Annotated in this window: 15 protein-coding genes and 1 rRNA gene; 13 read left to right on the top strand and 3 right to left on the bottom strand. The window is 42.4% G+C overall.

The annotated features are described in order from the left end of the window. Positions 1–108: ribosomal RNA gene (gene rrf / locus PHR02_RS05700) — 5S ribosomal RNA — on the top strand; the annotation flags it as partial. A gap of 143 nt (positions 109–251) precedes the next feature. Then, positions 252–494, top strand: coding sequence for a helix-hairpin-helix domain-containing protein (locus tag PHR02_RS05695; RefSeq protein ID WP_299990090.1), 243 nt, complete (start codon positions 252–254; stop codon positions 492–494). Here PHR02_RS05695 and PHR02_RS05690 read toward each other — a convergent pair. Genes PHR02_RS05690 through bioD form a run of 3 tightly spaced genes read right to left on the bottom strand, consistent with a single transcriptional unit; the run spans position 491 to position 2,964 of the window. Continuing rightward, the gene (locus PHR02_RS05690) at positions 491–1,426 is read right to left on the bottom strand and encodes an aminodeoxychorismate synthase component I (protein WP_299990089.1); all 936 of its coding nucleotides are present in this window, start codon (positions 1,424–1,426) and stop codon (positions 491–493) included. The two genes, PHR02_RS05695 and PHR02_RS05690, sit on opposite strands and share 4 nt — an antisense overlap. Continuing rightward, on the bottom strand, positions 1,426–2,295 hold the full coding sequence (locus tag PHR02_RS05685) for an aspartate carbamoyltransferase catalytic subunit (RefSeq protein ID WP_299990087.1): 870 nt from the start codon (positions 2,293–2,295) through the stop codon (positions 1,426–1,428). The genes PHR02_RS05690 and PHR02_RS05685 overlap by 1 nt, the downstream gene beginning before the upstream one ends. A gap of 15 nt (positions 2,296–2,310) precedes the next feature. Then, the gene (gene bioD / locus PHR02_RS05680) at positions 2,311–2,964 is read right to left on the bottom strand and encodes a dethiobiotin synthase (protein WP_299990085.1); all 654 of its coding nucleotides are present in this window, start codon (positions 2,962–2,964) and stop codon (positions 2,311–2,313) included. A 50-nt stretch (positions 2,965–3,014) separates the two neighbouring features. On the opposite strand from bioD, the gene PHR02_RS05675 reads away from it, so the two are divergent. The 11 genes from PHR02_RS05675 (at position 3,015) to PHR02_RS05625 (ending at position 14,332) form a co-directional block, all read left to right on the top strand. After that, complete coding sequence (locus PHR02_RS05675) at positions 3,015–4,253, top strand: aminotransferase class I/II-fold pyridoxal phosphate-dependent enzyme (RefSeq protein WP_299990083.1); 1,239 nt, start codon at positions 3,015–3,017, stop codon at positions 4,251–4,253. A 22-nt stretch (positions 4,254–4,275) separates the two neighbouring features. Continuing rightward, complete coding sequence (locus PHR02_RS05670; protein WP_299990081.1) at positions 4,276–4,575, top strand: ATP-dependent Clp protease adaptor ClpS; 300 nt, start codon at positions 4,276–4,278, stop codon at positions 4,573–4,575. A gap of 2 nt (positions 4,576–4,577) precedes the next feature. Then, entirely contained in the window at positions 4,578–6,758 is a 2,181-nt protein-coding gene (gene clpA / locus PHR02_RS05665; protein ID WP_299990079.1) for an ATP-dependent Clp protease ATP-binding subunit ClpA, read from the top strand. Further along, on the top strand, positions 6,755–7,435 hold the full coding sequence (gene aat / locus PHR02_RS05660; RefSeq protein WP_299990077.1) for a leucyl/phenylalanyl-tRNA--protein transferase: 681 nt from the start codon (positions 6,755–6,757) through the stop codon (positions 7,433–7,435). The genes clpA and aat overlap by 4 nt, the downstream gene beginning before the upstream one ends. A 49-nt stretch (positions 7,436–7,484) precedes the next feature. Then, a complete protein-coding gene (locus tag PHR02_RS05655) occupies positions 7,485–7,931 on the top strand; it encodes a DUF3015 family protein (protein ID WP_299990075.1) in 447 nt (148 codons plus the stop codon). Between the two features lie 70 nt (positions 7,932–8,001). Continuing rightward, positions 8,002–9,798, top strand: a complete 1,797-nt coding sequence (locus PHR02_RS05650; protein ID WP_299990074.1) for a DUF4105 domain-containing protein — start codon at positions 8,002–8,004, stop codon at positions 9,796–9,798. Between the two features lie 44 nt (positions 9,799–9,842). Further along, positions 9,843–10,820 carry a transaldolase gene (locus tag PHR02_RS05645; protein ID WP_299990072.1) on the top strand — a complete coding sequence of 326 codons (978 nt, stop codon included), beginning with the start codon at positions 9,843–9,845 and terminating at the stop codon, positions 10,818–10,820. Between the two features lie 6 nt (positions 10,821–10,826). Continuing rightward, on the top strand, positions 10,827–12,032 hold the full coding sequence (locus PHR02_RS05640; RefSeq protein ID WP_299990070.1) for a PilT/PilU family type 4a pilus ATPase: 1,206 nt from the start codon (positions 10,827–10,829) through the stop codon (positions 12,030–12,032). A 67-nt stretch (positions 12,033–12,099) separates the two neighbouring features. Then, positions 12,100–12,636, top strand: coding sequence for a 50S ribosomal protein L25/general stress protein Ctc (locus tag PHR02_RS05635; protein WP_299990068.1), 537 nt, complete (start codon positions 12,100–12,102; stop codon positions 12,634–12,636). A gap of 2 nt (positions 12,637–12,638) precedes the next feature. After that, positions 12,639–13,187 (top strand): aminoacyl-tRNA hydrolase, encoded by a 549-nt coding sequence (gene pth / locus PHR02_RS05630; protein WP_299990066.1) that lies wholly within the window; start codon positions 12,639–12,641, stop codon positions 13,185–13,187. A 56-nt stretch (positions 13,188–13,243) separates the two neighbouring features. Continuing rightward, on the top strand, positions 13,244–14,332 hold the full coding sequence (locus PHR02_RS05625; protein WP_299990065.1) for an LptF/LptG family permease: 1,089 nt from the start codon (positions 13,244–13,246) through the stop codon (positions 14,330–14,332). Positions 14,333–14,339 lie beyond the last annotated feature (7 nt).

The raw sequence follows: 14,339 nt of genomic DNA, 5'->3' as shown, positions 1-14,339 counted from the left end.
CTATAGAGAGGGGGAAACGCCCGGTCCCATTCCGAACCCGGAAGCTAAGACCCTCATCGCTCATAATACTGCATCTTTCAGGTGTGGAAACGTAGGTCGCCGCCTGGCTTTCAGAATTTATCCTTCTTAATACTACTCCCAAATATTTACAATCCAAATTTCTAGTTTATCACAATATAAATTATCAACAAAAAATTGACAAACCATTTTTTACCCGCTACAATCTAATACTTTATTTTATGAGGTTAGATATGGTTAAAATAATCACAGCCCTTTTTCTATTTTTTTCACTTGCTTTTGGGGTAGTCAATATCAATAAAGCTAACTCCGCACAATTACAATCACTTAGTGGCATTGGACCTACAAAAGCACAAGAGATTATGAAATACCGTAAAGCGCATGGTGGATTTAAAACAGCAGATGAACTCGTAAATGTTAAGGGTATTGGACCTAAAACGCTCCAGAAATTAAAATCACAAGTGAGTGTTCGCTAAGGGATATAAATTTTATCGATCATCTCTTTGTACTCATTCTCACATATACTATCCGCGGTGATACCGCCACCGCTTTTGTATAAGAGTTTACCATCGGTTTTTTCAATAAACCGTATCGCTACAGCACTGTAGAGATTTTCTCCGTCAAAGTGGCCGAAGATACCTGTGAAATAGCCTCGATTATACTCTTCAACATTCTGGATAATCTCGAGTGTTTTCCGTTTTGGTGTTCCGCTGATGCTTCCTGCCGGTAACAAAGTCAAAATCAATCCTTCAGCATTATCTTTCCAATTGCTCTTTAATGAACCCGATATATGAGAACTTACTTGATGCAATTTTTTTTCTCCGGTATCGATGGTGGTAATGTAACGGAATTTTTCGACTTTAATAGTGTTTGCAACAATTCCTAAATCGTTACGTAAGAGATCGACAATCATTGTATGTTCGGCAAACTCTTTTGGATCATTGAGTATGGTATCAACCGCATTTGGGAGTGATGCATCAATAGTCCCCTTCATCGGATAGGTGTGTATGGTGTTGTTTTCAATAGTAATGAACGGCTCGGGAGAGAAACAAACAAACTCGTCTCTTACTCGTAGTTTATAAGGAGCATGAGACATCGTATAGATCTCTTTGAGTGTGTAGGGCGACTTGATAGGGGTTGGCTGTGTCAAATTAAGCAGATAGGTATTACCGCACCGAATATGCTCTTGAACTGAAGCAAATTTCTGTCGATAATTTTCTAACGAAACAGGGCTAAATATGGGTTTATGAGGGGAGTTGCTACTATCAGAATCACTTTTAAAGGCAAATTCGATATCTTCGCCTTTGAGTTCATCAAGGGTATAGTAATGGAGAGTTTCTCCGGTAAAATCGGTATAAAAAAAGCAAGGAACCCCCGAAGAGACGAGGGAGCTAAAACTCTGAATCATTAGGCGATAAGAGCTTTTAGGACTGCCATACGGATGGCAACACCGTTTCGTACTTGTTCTAGTACTTTGCAGCGAGGGTCACGCAGCATCATATCATCTATATCGATATTACGGTGTACGGGTCCTGGATGAAGGAGGATGAGATCACGATTAGCTACGAGTTCTTGGGTGATACAAAAATCACTGGCGTAATCTTTGAGTGAACCGTAGGTTTGGTGTGAATGGCGTTCTGTTTGGGTTCGTAGAGACATAATTGCATCGACATTATCGATAACATCATGAAGATTATGGGTCATTTTGAGATTACATTCAGGGAGAAAATGTGGAGGTGCCACAAGGGTGATATCCATCCCGAAACGGGTTAAAAGTTCGATATTACTGTTGGCGACACGAGAATTTTTAATGTCACCGACAATGGCGATTTTTTTACCCTTGAGATCTCCAAAATGGCGGCTGAGGGTAAAGAGATCAAGGAGTGCCTGCGTTGGATGGGCATGTGCACCATCACCCGCATTAATAATGGAAGCTTGGGTATGTTGTGCGAGGATATTGGGCACTCCGGCATGGGCATGGCGGACGATCATCGCGTGTGGTCCCATCGAATCGAGGTTGGCCGCCGTATCGACGAGACTTTCCCCTTTTTGGGTAGAGCTTTTTTGAACATCCAGATGAACGACTTCGGCACCTAGACGTTTGGCTGCGATTTCAAACGAACTTTTGGTACGGGTTGAGTTTTCGAAAAAGAGGGTAATAATAATTTTTTCTTTGAGGATCGGGTCGAATTGTCCTCTCAAATAGTGTTCAGCATCTTGTAATACCTGATGAATCTCTTCAGTGGTAAAATCGTCTGTACGGATAAGATGTTTCATAATATTTCCTCGTATTTATGATGATATTGTATCTAAAAGTGCTTTGGCAATGGTATCGATATTGTGATCGATTCGGTAGAGTGTTTCAAACCGATAGTTGAAATAAGGGAGCGATGTCGTTTCAAAATCGGTATCTTCATGTCGGCAGTTAAGAGCCCATATAAAAGGGATTTTAGTCTCTTCTAGGGCTTTTATACTCAGTAGGGTATCGTTAATACAGCCGAGATTGCAGTGGGTTACGAGCAGGGTCACGGCATTAAAGTGGCGAGCCAAATCTATCATCATGATCTCACTATCAATCGGAACCATCAATCCTCCAGCCCCTTCGATAATAACAATGTCACAGAGTGCTTCAATTTTAGCTAATGCACTCTCAAAAAGAGATAGCTCTACCTTATCCCCTTTATTGGCGACAAAGGGGGCAGCGGGTAGGGGAAGTTGCAGGGTAACAATATCACTCAATGATAGAGATTCGAGTGCTGGATTATGGATTAATGCCGTTTCAAAAAGGGCTTTTCCATCACTTGGTAACGTTGTAACACCGGTTTCGATCGGTTTGTAGACACCTACGCGCATCCCTAGTTTCGTGAATGCTTCAATGAGTAATTTAGAGGTATGAGTTTTGCCGATATTGGTGTTGGTCGCGGTGATGAAAATGCGTTTAGACAAGGAAAGAGCCTTTTAGGTTATAATTACCCCATTTTAATATAGGTTTGATGATGAATCGCTTTGAAGAGTTTACAACCCGCATTGTTCAGCAAGTGGGAAAAAAAGAGGGGGCAATTAGCCCCGTAATGGTCAATTCCGCCTCGTTTGGATACGGCAATTGTGAGAGTGGTGAGGGTATTTTTGATGGATCGGTTAAAAAACCGTTATACGCCCGTGTCGGAAACCCGACATCAGCCCAATTGGAGCAGATTTTAGCCTCTATGGATGGTGGTATTGGTGCAGTTGTTGCCTCAACAGGGATGGGTGCCATCGCCATGGCAACCCTTAGTTTACTAAAATCAGGTGATGAGATCATCAGTATTGGGGGACTTTTTGGAGGAACTTACTCTTATTTTACGGAGACTTTAGCGCGTTTTGGAATTACGACCCATTTCTTCGATGTGGATGAGTTGGCAGGTATCGAAGAAGCGATCAACACGGCAACAAAAATCATCTTTTTGGAGAGTGTCGGAAATCCAAATATGCGCCTTCCTGATATTTCTAAAATTGCACAGATCGCTAACGCTCATGGGATTGTATTGATAGTGGATAATACCTGCACACCTCTTAGTGTAGCCCCGATAGCTTTAGGATCAGATATTGTTGTTTATTCGACCACTAAAATCATTACCGGGAATGCTTCTGCATTGGGTGGAGCCGTTATTTACCGCGCTATCTCTGAGGGTGAGGATAAATTGAAGGGGGATCGTTACCGCGATATCCATCCGTTTATCAAAAAGATGGGGGCAATGGCATTAATCGGGGTTGCTAAAAAGCGGGCATTGCGTGATTTTGGAATGTCGGCCAATGGGTTTGGAAGTTACTTGACGATGCTTGGATTGGAGACATTACCGCTTCGCCTTGATCGGATTGTGACAACGGTTGAGACGGTGGTTTGTGCTTTGCAGGAGAGAGGATTTAATGTCAATCACCCTTCTTTAGCAGCGCACCCTCATCATGAGCGATATCGGAGTCAATTTGCCAATGGATGCGGAAGTATTTTCACGATTGATATGGGATCTAAAGAGAGAGCTTTTGAGTTTTTAAACCGTTCAAAACTCATTACCATTACTGCAAATATTGGAGATAGTCGTACGTTAGGTCTTCATATGGCTTCAACTATTTACCGTGATTTTGACGATCAAACCAAAGAGTTTTTGGGGATTACGGCTGGATTGATTCGTATTTCGATTGGCTTGGAAAGTGCTGAAGCAATCATCGATGATTTTGCTAACGCGGCAAAAATTTAAAAAGATTTGGTATAGTTCATTCATGGCGACAAAACACGAGCACTCGACGCAGTTAGATAATTTAGTAGAACATCCAAAGCAGTACAAGGTTTTTTTGCTTAATGATGATTACACCTCGATGGATTTTGTGGTCGATATCTTGATGAAGCTATTTCGTAAAAACTTTCAGGATGCCCACCGTATTATGATCGAAGTACATCAGAATGGTCGTGGTCTATGCGGAGCCTATCCGTATGAAGTGGCGGAAACGAAAGTTCATCAAGTGGGGACACTCTCACGTGAAAACGGGTTTCCTCTTAAAGCGATAATGGAGGAAGCATAAACATGGTGAGTACAGAACTTAATGCAATTTTCCAAAAAGCGATTGCGTTTGCACGACATCAGCGGCATGAGTACCTTACGATTGAGCACGTTATGCTGGCCCTCCTTAATTCTCCTGATGGGGAATCGATCATCCGAAATTGTGGTGCAGATGTAGAGATCATTCGAGAATCGCTGGGTGCGTATTTGATGCAGACGATGGAACCGTTACCGGATGATGCAGAGCAAGAACCATTTGAGACGGTAGCTCTCGCAAGAATGATTGATGGGATGATGCATCATGTCCGAAGTGCTCAAAAAGAGTATGCCGATGTGGGAGATCTCATCGCGGCAGTGTATGAAGAACACCATACCTATGCGTGTATGCTCTTAGAAGAGTACGGTATCAGCCGTGTTGATGTACTTGAAGCGATATCTCATCGAGATATTGAAAGTGTTCAGGATGATTCTCGTAGTGAGGGAGCCCTCCAAAAATATGCGATTAACCTCATTGAACAAGCAAAAAAAGGGAAAATTGACCCCGTTATCGGACGGGTAAATGAGATTGAACGTTCCATTCAAACACTGTGTCGTCGTAAGAAAAACAATCCGCTCCTGATCGGTGAACCTGGAGTTGGTAAAACAGCTATTGCGGAGGGGTTGGCGTTGCGTATCCTTTCCGGTGATGTCCCTGCATTGCTTGAAGATGCCGAAATATTTGCCCTTGATCTTGGGGCGATGCTCGCAGGAACCAAATATCGGGGTGATTTTGAGAAACGCCTCAAAGCGGTGATGGATGAAGCCTCAGAACACCCGAATGCCATTTTGTTTATCGATGAGATTCATACGATTGTTGGTGCGGGTGCCGTAGGGGGTGGGAGTATGGATGCTTCTAATCAGCTCAAGCCTGCACTCGCTTCGGGTGTACTCAAATGTATGGGGGCAACAACGCATGCCGAATACCGAAGTGTCTTTGAAAAAGATCGTGCCCTTAGCCGCCGTTTTGCCCGTATTGAGGTGGGTGAACCGAGCGAAGAGGAGAGTTTTTTAATCCTCAAGGGGTTACGTGCACGGTATGAGAAACACCATGGGGTAAAATACAGCGATAAAGCATTGCGCTCAGCCGTAGAACTCTCAAAAAAATATATTACGGATCGTTTTTTACCCGATGTTGCTATCGATCTGATCGATGAGGCTGGTGCGTCGTTTCATCTTAAAACGCACAAACGTACTACCATAACTCCTCATGATATCGAGACGGTCATCGCAAAAATGACAGGTATACCTACTTCTAAAATGGGTGTGGATGAGCGTGAAAAGCTCGCTTCACTAGAGAGTGATCTAAAAGCACTGGTTATTGGGCAAGACGGTGCGATTGAACAAGTGGCTAAATCGATTAAGCGCTCATACGCAGGCCTTAGTGCACCGCAAAAACCGATTGCTTCTTTTTTATTTTCCGGTCCTACAGGAGTAGGTAAGACAGAACTTGCGAAATCATTGGCCGAAACATTGGGGATCTATTTTGAGCGGTTTGATATGTCCGAATACATGGAAAAACACGCCCTTAGCCGTCTCATCGGTGCCCCTCCGGGATATGTTGGATTTGAGCAGGGTGGATTACTGGTCGAGACGGTGCGAAAACATCCGTACATGGTATTGCTGCTCGATGAGATCGAAAAAGCTCACCCTGATTTGATTAATGTCTTGCTTCAAGTAATGGACAGTGCAACGTTGACCGATAATACGGGATTTAAAGCCAATTTTTCCAATGTTGTCCTCGTTATGACATCCAACATTGGAGCTACTGAGCGCAGTGTTATGGGATTTAATAGCGATAGTTCAATCTCGCGGCATGAAGCACTTAAATCGTTTTTTACCCCGGAGTTTCGTAACCGTCTTGATGGGGTAATCGAATTTGCCGCATTACCGATGAGTGTGGTAGAGGGAATCGTCGATAAATTTATTCGACAGCTCAATACGCAGCTCAAACCTAAAAAAGTGACGGTAACTCTCAGTGAGAAAGCAAAAGCTTATATTGCGAAAATCGGTTATGACAAAGCGATGGGGGCACGGCCCCTCTCACGTGTTATCTCGGACAAAATTAAAGATCCGCTGGTGGATGAGATGCTCTTTGGGCGTTTGGCACAGGGTGGGAAAGTGTCGGTTGATTATGCCGATGAGCTGCTCTTCGATTATGCGGTATGATTCCGAAACTTACCTATCATCTCTCGTTTCCCAACCCTCTTGATGCTTCCGAGGAGGGGGTTGTTGCTTACGGCGGTGATCTCTCCCCCTCACGCTTGATGCTAGCGTATCGTTCGGGTATATTTCCATGGTACAGTGCAAAAGATCCGATTTTGTGGTGGTCACCTAACCCGAGACTGATATTAGAGTTGGATGAGTTTAAACTCAGTCGGTCGTTACGTAAAAAAATTCCTCAGTTTGAGATTCGTTTTGATACTGCTTTTTCGTCAGTAATCCGTGAATGTTCAATTGCACCGCGCACTGGACAAAGTGGAAGCTGGATTGTTCCGGAGATGATTGAGGCGTATGAGGAGCTTCATGCACTAGGGTATGCTCACAGTGTCGAAACGTATCAAAATGGTATTTTGGTTGGAGGGCTTTATGGGGTGAGTGTCGGAGGGGTGTTTTGCGGCGAGTCGATGTTTGCCAAAGTCTCCGATGCTTCTAAAGTTGCTTTTGCCGTTCTGGTGAACCGATTGAGAGAATGGGGATATGATTTTATCGATTGCCAGGTTCCCACCAATCATCTTAAAAGTTTAGGGGCTAAAGAGGTGTCAAGAAACATTTTTTTACAACGACTTTCTAGTGCATCTACTCCTCCATCAGGTGAGATGCTTTGGAATATGAGCGAATTTTAAGCTCTATTTACCTATACTATTTGTTAATTTTAATGAAAAAGGGGTTTATATGAAAAAAGTTTTGATCAGTATCGCAGCGGTTGCTGCACTCGCTACAGCAGGTTTGGCAACGGTTAATTCTCAGACAGGATGTGGTCTTGGATCACAAATCATCAAAGATGACAGTTCAGCAGTAATGTTGGCACTTCAAGCAACAACAAACGGTACTTCTGGAAGCCAAACATTTGGTATCACTTCAGGTACATCAGGGTGTAAAAAAGCGAAATTTGTTATGAATGAGCGTGCGGCAGAGTTTGTGGCATCAAATATGGATCAACTCTCTCGTGAGATCGCTATCGGTCAAGGTGAAAGTGTTTCAACGTTGGCAGAACTTTTAAATGTTGAAAACAAAGCAGAATTTGCATCAGCACTTCAAGCTAATTATAATGCTATCTATACCAGTGAAAAAGCCGATATGGCAACCGTTCTCGATAACGTATCTACTATCGCTGGATAAGTTTAAATCTAAAATTATCTCCAGTCATTCCCGGATTAAGTCCGAGAATGATGAAAATTCAAGGTTTTTATTGCCATTTCTTCTTTTAATATGTGTACTGAGTTTATCGCTTTATGCTGTAACGACCGATGAACTGATTGCACAAGCTCACACACAAAAACTTTCTGACTCTCGCTATTGGCATTTGTTGATGCACGCTCCGACTGACGAGAGTGAAATCGACGATGATACATTTTTTCTCTCACCTGAGGGGAAACACAACCTCTCAGCAGAACTGGATGCAACTCTTCGTTACCTCACTGATGAATCAAATCGAAGTAATGAGAGCCCTTTTTGCCGTTTTCCGGCTCGACGTGCATGGCTCGAACAAGAGCTTAATACCTCTTTTGGTGAAGGTGAATGCAGTGAGTACGATCAATTAGTTTCCAAAATGGATCCTCAGAGTGTGACGTTGGTTTTCCCCAGTGCTCACATCAACTCCCCCGCATCGATGTTTGGACATACCTTTTTGCGGATTGATTCTTCCATGGAAAGCCGTCTTATGTCTTATGCCATCAATTATGCGGCGCAGACGGATGAAACCAGCGGATTGAGGTTCGCCTATAAAGGGGTACTCGGCGGTTATTACGGATACTACTCGATGCTCCCTTATTATGAGAAACTGAAAGAGTATCGAGACAGTGAATCCCGAGATGTATGGGAATATGATTTGAATTTGACCCATGATGAGGTGATGGCAATGGTACGTCATATCTGGGAACTGCAACATATCCATTCATGGTATTATTTTTTTGATGAGAACTGCTCATATCATATGCTTTGGCTCACTGAAATTGCCCGTCCGACAGTCCGATTGAGAGATCAGTTTTTTTATTATGTCATTCCGCCCGATACGGTTCGCGCTTATGAGGAGGAGGGATTGGTAGGAGAGAAACATTTCCGCCCTTCTAAACGGACAAAATTATTGGCGTATGAAGCGAATCTCTCTCCTCAAGGGCTTTATGCAGTTAAAGCTCTGAGTTCGGGTGAGATTAATCCAGCTTCATTCAATAATCAAAAGAATTCCCCTCAAGAGAGCCGGTATATTCTTGAAGCAGCAGCTGAGTTGGTTGAATATGAGTATATTGAGAGAAAAATTTCCAAAGAGGAGTATACCTCCCGTTATCACGCACTATTATCACAACGTGCTGCATTAGGCTCGGGGGATATACTGAATGTACCTCTTAAATCAAATCCCGATTCCGCTCATCGCTCTGCACGAGTATCTATATCTCAAGGGTGGTATGAAAATAGATCTCCGCTTTTAATAGGGATACGTCCTGCTTTCCATGACTTAGGTGAAGATGATACAGGGCATCTTAGCGGAGCGCAGATCGAATTTCTCGATCTCCTTATCGGGGTTGATCAAAGTAATGTACGTTTGGAAAAATTGAGTATTCTCTCTTTGGCTTCCATTACTCCGGTTACCCATTTTTTTAAACCGTTTTCTTGGCGGATGAAAAGTGGGTGGGACCGTGATTATGCAGATGACCGGCTCAGTTTTGTTACCCGAGTGGGTGCCGGTGCGTCTGTTGGAAATGATCAGCTGTTCGGATATGTATTGAGCGAACCGGAAGTGAGATTAGGATTTCATGCCGATGTCGGATTAGGACTCACTGCAGGGGCTGCAATCAATTGGGGCAATCGGATGAAGAGCCATATAGACACATCTTATATATTCTATTTAGATGGTGAAGATCGAAGCCGCATTATGATTTCTCAAGGGTGGCAATGGAGTCCGCTGGGGGGAGTACAGTGCAGTTATGAAGGAATCGATCAAGATTATAGAGAAGATCGTTTCAAACTAGGGGTGAACCTCTATTTTTAATTATTTTTTGGCATAATAGTCCTAATTTATGTTTCGGAGTTTTTATGTATTTAGCGGAAGCGCGTTTTGCCCTTTGGGCCGATTTTATTGAACGAACATTTTTGGATGAAGGATTTAAAGAACTGATTGCAAAGGGGATTATTAATGGAGCAACCTCCAATCCCGCAATTTTTAAAAATGCAATTTTGACATCACCTGCGTATAAAGAACAGCTCGCTACCCTCACACATCTCTCTCCAAAAGAAAAATACGAAGCATTGGCAATCTTTGATATCCAAAAAGCGGCAGATATTTTGCGTCCTTTGTATGATGCGGGAGATGATGGATACGTGAGTATCGAAGTCGATCCATTTTTGTGTGATGATGCAGAAGCAACGCTAACAGAGGGGAGACGTCTCCACAAGAGTATTAACCGACCCAATGTTATGATTAAAGTTCCAGCAACTGAGGCAGGCTATAGTGCAATGGAAACATTGGCTTCCGAGGGGATTGCTGTTAATGCGACGCTGATTTTTTCGCTTGAGCAAGCATTGAACTGTGCGAGGGCATTTGAACGGGCATCTCATAAAGCGAGTGTTGATACCGTCATCAGTGTATTTGTCAGCCGGATTGATCGAGCTATCGACGAGACACTCCGTCTAGCTGGTGTTGAAACCGGTCAAATGGGAATTTTGAATGCGGCAGATATTTATAACCTTGTTGAAGCGCTGAGTGTCCCAAAGTGCCGCGTCTTATTTGCCAGTACAGGAGTGAAAGGCTCTGAGTTTAGGGGATCATACTATATTGATGAACTTTTGGCCTCTAATAGTGTCAATACTGCTCCTATTGCGACGATTGATGCTTTTGTTGAGGGTGGAGACAGGGTGTTAAAACTACCGATAAAGGATGAGATTATCAAAACTCATAGAGATAAAGTAGCGGATGCAGGGGTCGATATGGATGCTATCATTGATCAGCAAATCAGTGAAGGATTAGATGCCTTTAAAGTAGCTTTTAGTGAAATTTTGAGTGAATTGGAGTAAAGAAATATGAGCCAAGATATACATCACAGCGTCCATCAACCGGACTTGGGAGAACTCAATTTTGAAGTATTGAAAAAAATTCGTGGTTATTTGCGCCGTATGATCGATGCTGGTGGAAGTGACTTGCACATTAAGGCGAATGCCGTCGTTCGTGCGCGTATTAATGGAGAAATTATCCCATTATCGGGTGAAATTTTTTCCAAAGATGATGCCCTTATTTTTGCAAAAGAGTTGCTTCGTACCCGTTTTCCTGAGTTAGTTGAGAAAAAAGAATTGGATTTGGTGTATCCCTTTGATGATAACACTCGCTTTCGTATCAATATCTTTTTTCAAATGGAGGGAATATCTGCGGTTTTTCGTCTGATTCCAATCAAAATTTTAACGGTAGATGAGTTGCTATTGCCCGAAATTGTGCACAGTTTTGCGGAGATGGAACGGGGGCTTGTTTTGGTGACGGGAGTTACTGGAAGCGGGAAATCGACAACGCTAGCGGCATTAATAAATGAAATAAATTGGAAGCGTCGTAAACATATTATCACTATTGAGGATCCGATTGAATTTGTTCATAAAGATCGTAAATGTATCGTTAATCAACGCAGTATCGGGCAAGATACCCATAGTTTTGGTTCAGCCCTTCGTGCGGCGTTACGTGAAGACCCTGATATTATCTTAGTCGGGGAGATGCGTGATATGGAAACAATTGAGATTGCGCTTCATGCGGCGGATACGGGACATTTGGTTTTTTCAACGCTACACACTTTGGATGCGAAAGAGACGGTAAACCGTATTATTTCAGTATTTCCGACGGCTGAGCAGAACCGTGTTCGTATGACGCTTTCATCGGTCCTTAAAGGGGTGATTTCACAACGTTTGATTCCTACCGTGGATGGTAAACGGACGGCAGCTTTGGAAATTTTGGTTCGGACTCCACGCATTGAACAGCTTATTGCTGAAAATCGTGATATTGAAATCCCCGATACAATTGCAGAGGGAAAAGAACTTTATAAATCACAAACCTTTGATCAGGGAATTTTGGATTTATATCTTTCAGGGCGAATTTCTAAAGAGGACGCGTTTGCATTTGCAACGTCTCCATCGGACTTAAAACTTCGAATGGAAGGGCTTAGTACTACTGTTGAAAAAGGGAAGCTGGGTGTAGATGATGGTCCTAAGGAATTTAAGGAAGAGGAATATATCGGGCTAAAAGAATAAAAAGCTTTAGGATATTTTTAGCTGTATTTAAGTATAATCCGTCCCATTTTATTTTAAGGACATGATTATGTTAGAAGGCATCGTAAGAGAGAGTATTGGCAAACGTTCAACAAAAGCGTACCGCCGTGATGGTTATCTTATTGCCAACATCTACGGAAAAGGGCTTGAAAATATTCACGCTGCGTTCAAAATGAACGATTTTATCCGTACTGTGCGCAACAAAGAGACCGTAGCATTTGCTGTAAATGTAGCTGGCAACGAGATGAACCTTGTAGTTCAAGGGTATGAGTCTCATCCGGTTTCAGGTAACTTGTTACACGTTGATTTAATGGTTGCACAACCAGGTGTTGTCACTCACTATCATGTTCCGGTTAACACAGTAGGAACTCCTATCGGTTTGAAAAACAAAGGTATGTTGTTTGTTGCTAAAAAACGTCTTCGTGTAAAAGCGGCAATTGAAAACTTGCCAGCTGCTATCACTGTTGATGTTGCTCCACTCGATTTGGGTGATTCTGTATTGGTTCGTGATCTTCCACGTGTTGAAAACGTTACCTTTACTGATTCAGACCGTGTATCGGTTCTTAGTATCATCAAAGCGAAATAAGTATGCTAATCGTCGGACTGGGCAATCCTGGCCCGGCGTATGCGTCAACTCGACACAATGTTGGGTTTATGGTAATTGATGAACTTTGTCGGCGTCACAGCGTGCAAAACATTTCAAAGAGCTCCTTCGAAGGGGAGTTGTTTAAAATGGGAGCACACTTTCTCCTTAAACCTACTACTTACATGAATCTTTCCGGTCGCTCTATCCTCACGGTTAAAAATTTTTACAAAATTGATGAAATCATTGTTGTTCATGATGATTTGGATCTCCCTTTTGGCGCGATGCGGTTTAAAATTGGTGGTGGGCATGGCGGACATAATGGTCTGAAATCAGCGGATGCAGCCATCTCTTCAGAGTATACCCGTGTTCGACTAGGAATCGGAAAGCCAGAACATAAGTCCCAAGTTGCCGATTATGTCCTGCATCCGTTTAACCCTGAAGAGCAATCGAAGTTGTCGCATTGGATTTGTGCCGCAGCGGATGCGGTTGAAATGCTTTTGACACAAAATTGCAGTGATGTAGCTGCAAAGTGCTCTCTCAAGGGGCTGTGAAAATTTTGCAGGTTTAATTGGGTACAATAAACTCCAATTTTTTATTTTAGGCTCTTATGCTCGCATTTAATACTTTATCACTACTTTATTTACGCTATTTCTCGATTGTTTTGATTGCTTTGAGCAGTTTCATGGTTGGGTTCGATTTAATGGAAAATGCTTCAGAACTTCCAAGTTCCGCAAATCTTGTACTAATTTACATCATGTATAAATTTTTTTACGCGATTGATATGATGCTTCCTATTTCACTAACTTTTGCCATTGTCATTTCGTTGGTTGAACTCATCCGTTCGAATGCATTAGCGGCGTACTTTGCCCTTGGGTACTCAAAAGTGCGTATTATGGCCCCATTTTTAAGTGTATCAGGAAGTTTGATCTTAATCTATATTGCGATGCATTCCACTAATTTTGCCCGTTCCAACGAATTTGCTGATAACCTTCGAGAAACCTCGCAGTTTATTCGTCCTACCAGTAATCTGTTTTTTACCCATGAGGGGAACTATATTTATTTTGGCAACCTTTATCCACTTAGTAAACGGGCAGAAGACATTCGAATTTTTACCTTTAAAGAGGGGCATTTGAAAGAAGCCTTAAATGCAAGTGAAGCAATTTACGATGACGGATATTGGAAAATTGAAAAAGCACATATTCTTCGTCCACCAGAAACCTTTGACGTTAAAGGCTTAGGGTTCGTTACGCAAGAGGGTAAAAATATTCGAGTTTTACGCGATTTTAAACCTAAGATTTTGGATCAAGTATACGAAGGAAAAGCGAATTTTACGATAGGTGATGGATTAGATGCTTTGAAATTACTGGAAAATCAAAATGTTGATGTTGCAAAAATAAAAAGTGCTTTGTACAGAATGTTTATTACCCCTTGGTTCGCCCCGATATTGATGGTGATTTTTTTCACTTATGCCCCTATAAGCAGTCGATTTTTAAATTTATCCTTATTTAGTTTTGGGGCAATTTTAGTAACTTTGATTGTTTGGGGGATCTTATTTATGATGGGTGAACTTTCAAATAACAAAACACTTGCACCTGAAATAGGGATAATTGCCCCGATAGTAGCTCTTGTATTCGTGATGTTATGGCGACTTGGAAATCCCCTAAGGAGAGTTAGGGTAAAATCGCGACAAAACTAATCAAAGA

This window comes from Sulfuricurvum sp., assembly GCF_028688295.1.
In the GTDB taxonomy this organism is placed as follows: domain Bacteria; phylum Campylobacterota; class Campylobacteria; order Campylobacterales; family Sulfurimonadaceae; genus Sulfuricurvum.
This window is presented reverse-complemented; position numbering and strand designations above follow the sequence as displayed.

What these genes read in the sequence shown, in the direction of transcription:
- PHR02_RS05645 (WP_299990072.1), top strand. Translation starts at nt 9,843, where the DNA reads ATGTATTTAGCGGAAGCGCGTTTTGCCCTTTGGGCCGATTTTATTGAA.
- PHR02_RS05690 (WP_299990089.1), bottom strand. Translation starts at nt 1,426, where the DNA reads ATGATTCAGAGTTTTAGCTCCCTCGTCTCTTCGGGGGTTCCTTGCTTT.
- PHR02_RS05635 (WP_299990068.1), top strand. Translation starts at nt 12,100, where the DNA reads ATGTTAGAAGGCATCGTAAGAGAGAGTATTGGCAAACGTTCAACAAAA.
- PHR02_RS05675 (WP_299990083.1), top strand. Translation starts at nt 3,015, where the DNA reads ATGAATCGCTTTGAAGAGTTTACAACCCGCATTGTTCAGCAAGTGGGA.
- pth (WP_299990066.1), top strand. Translation starts at nt 12,639, where the DNA reads ATGCTAATCGTCGGACTGGGCAATCCTGGCCCGGCGTATGCGTCAACT.
- PHR02_RS05640 (WP_299990070.1), top strand. Translation starts at nt 10,827, where the DNA reads ATGAGCCAAGATATACATCACAGCGTCCATCAACCGGACTTGGGAGAA.
- PHR02_RS05625 (WP_299990065.1), top strand. Translation starts at nt 13,244, where the DNA reads ATGCTCGCATTTAATACTTTATCACTACTTTATTTACGCTATTTCTCG.
- aat (WP_299990077.1), top strand. Translation starts at nt 6,755, where the DNA reads ATGATTCCGAAACTTACCTATCATCTCTCGTTTCCCAACCCTCTTGAT.
- PHR02_RS05685 (WP_299990087.1), bottom strand. Translation starts at nt 2,295, where the DNA reads ATGAAACATCTTATCCGTACAGACGATTTTACCACTGAAGAGATTCAT.
- PHR02_RS05655 (WP_299990075.1), top strand. Translation starts at nt 7,485, where the DNA reads ATGAAAAAAGTTTTGATCAGTATCGCAGCGGTTGCTGCACTCGCTACA.
- clpA (WP_299990079.1), top strand. Translation starts at nt 4,578, where the DNA reads ATGGTGAGTACAGAACTTAATGCAATTTTCCAAAAAGCGATTGCGTTT.
- PHR02_RS05695 (WP_299990090.1), top strand. Translation starts at nt 252, where the DNA reads ATGGTTAAAATAATCACAGCCCTTTTTCTATTTTTTTCACTTGCTTTT.
- PHR02_RS05670 (WP_299990081.1), top strand. Translation starts at nt 4,276, where the DNA reads ATGGCGACAAAACACGAGCACTCGACGCAGTTAGATAATTTAGTAGAA.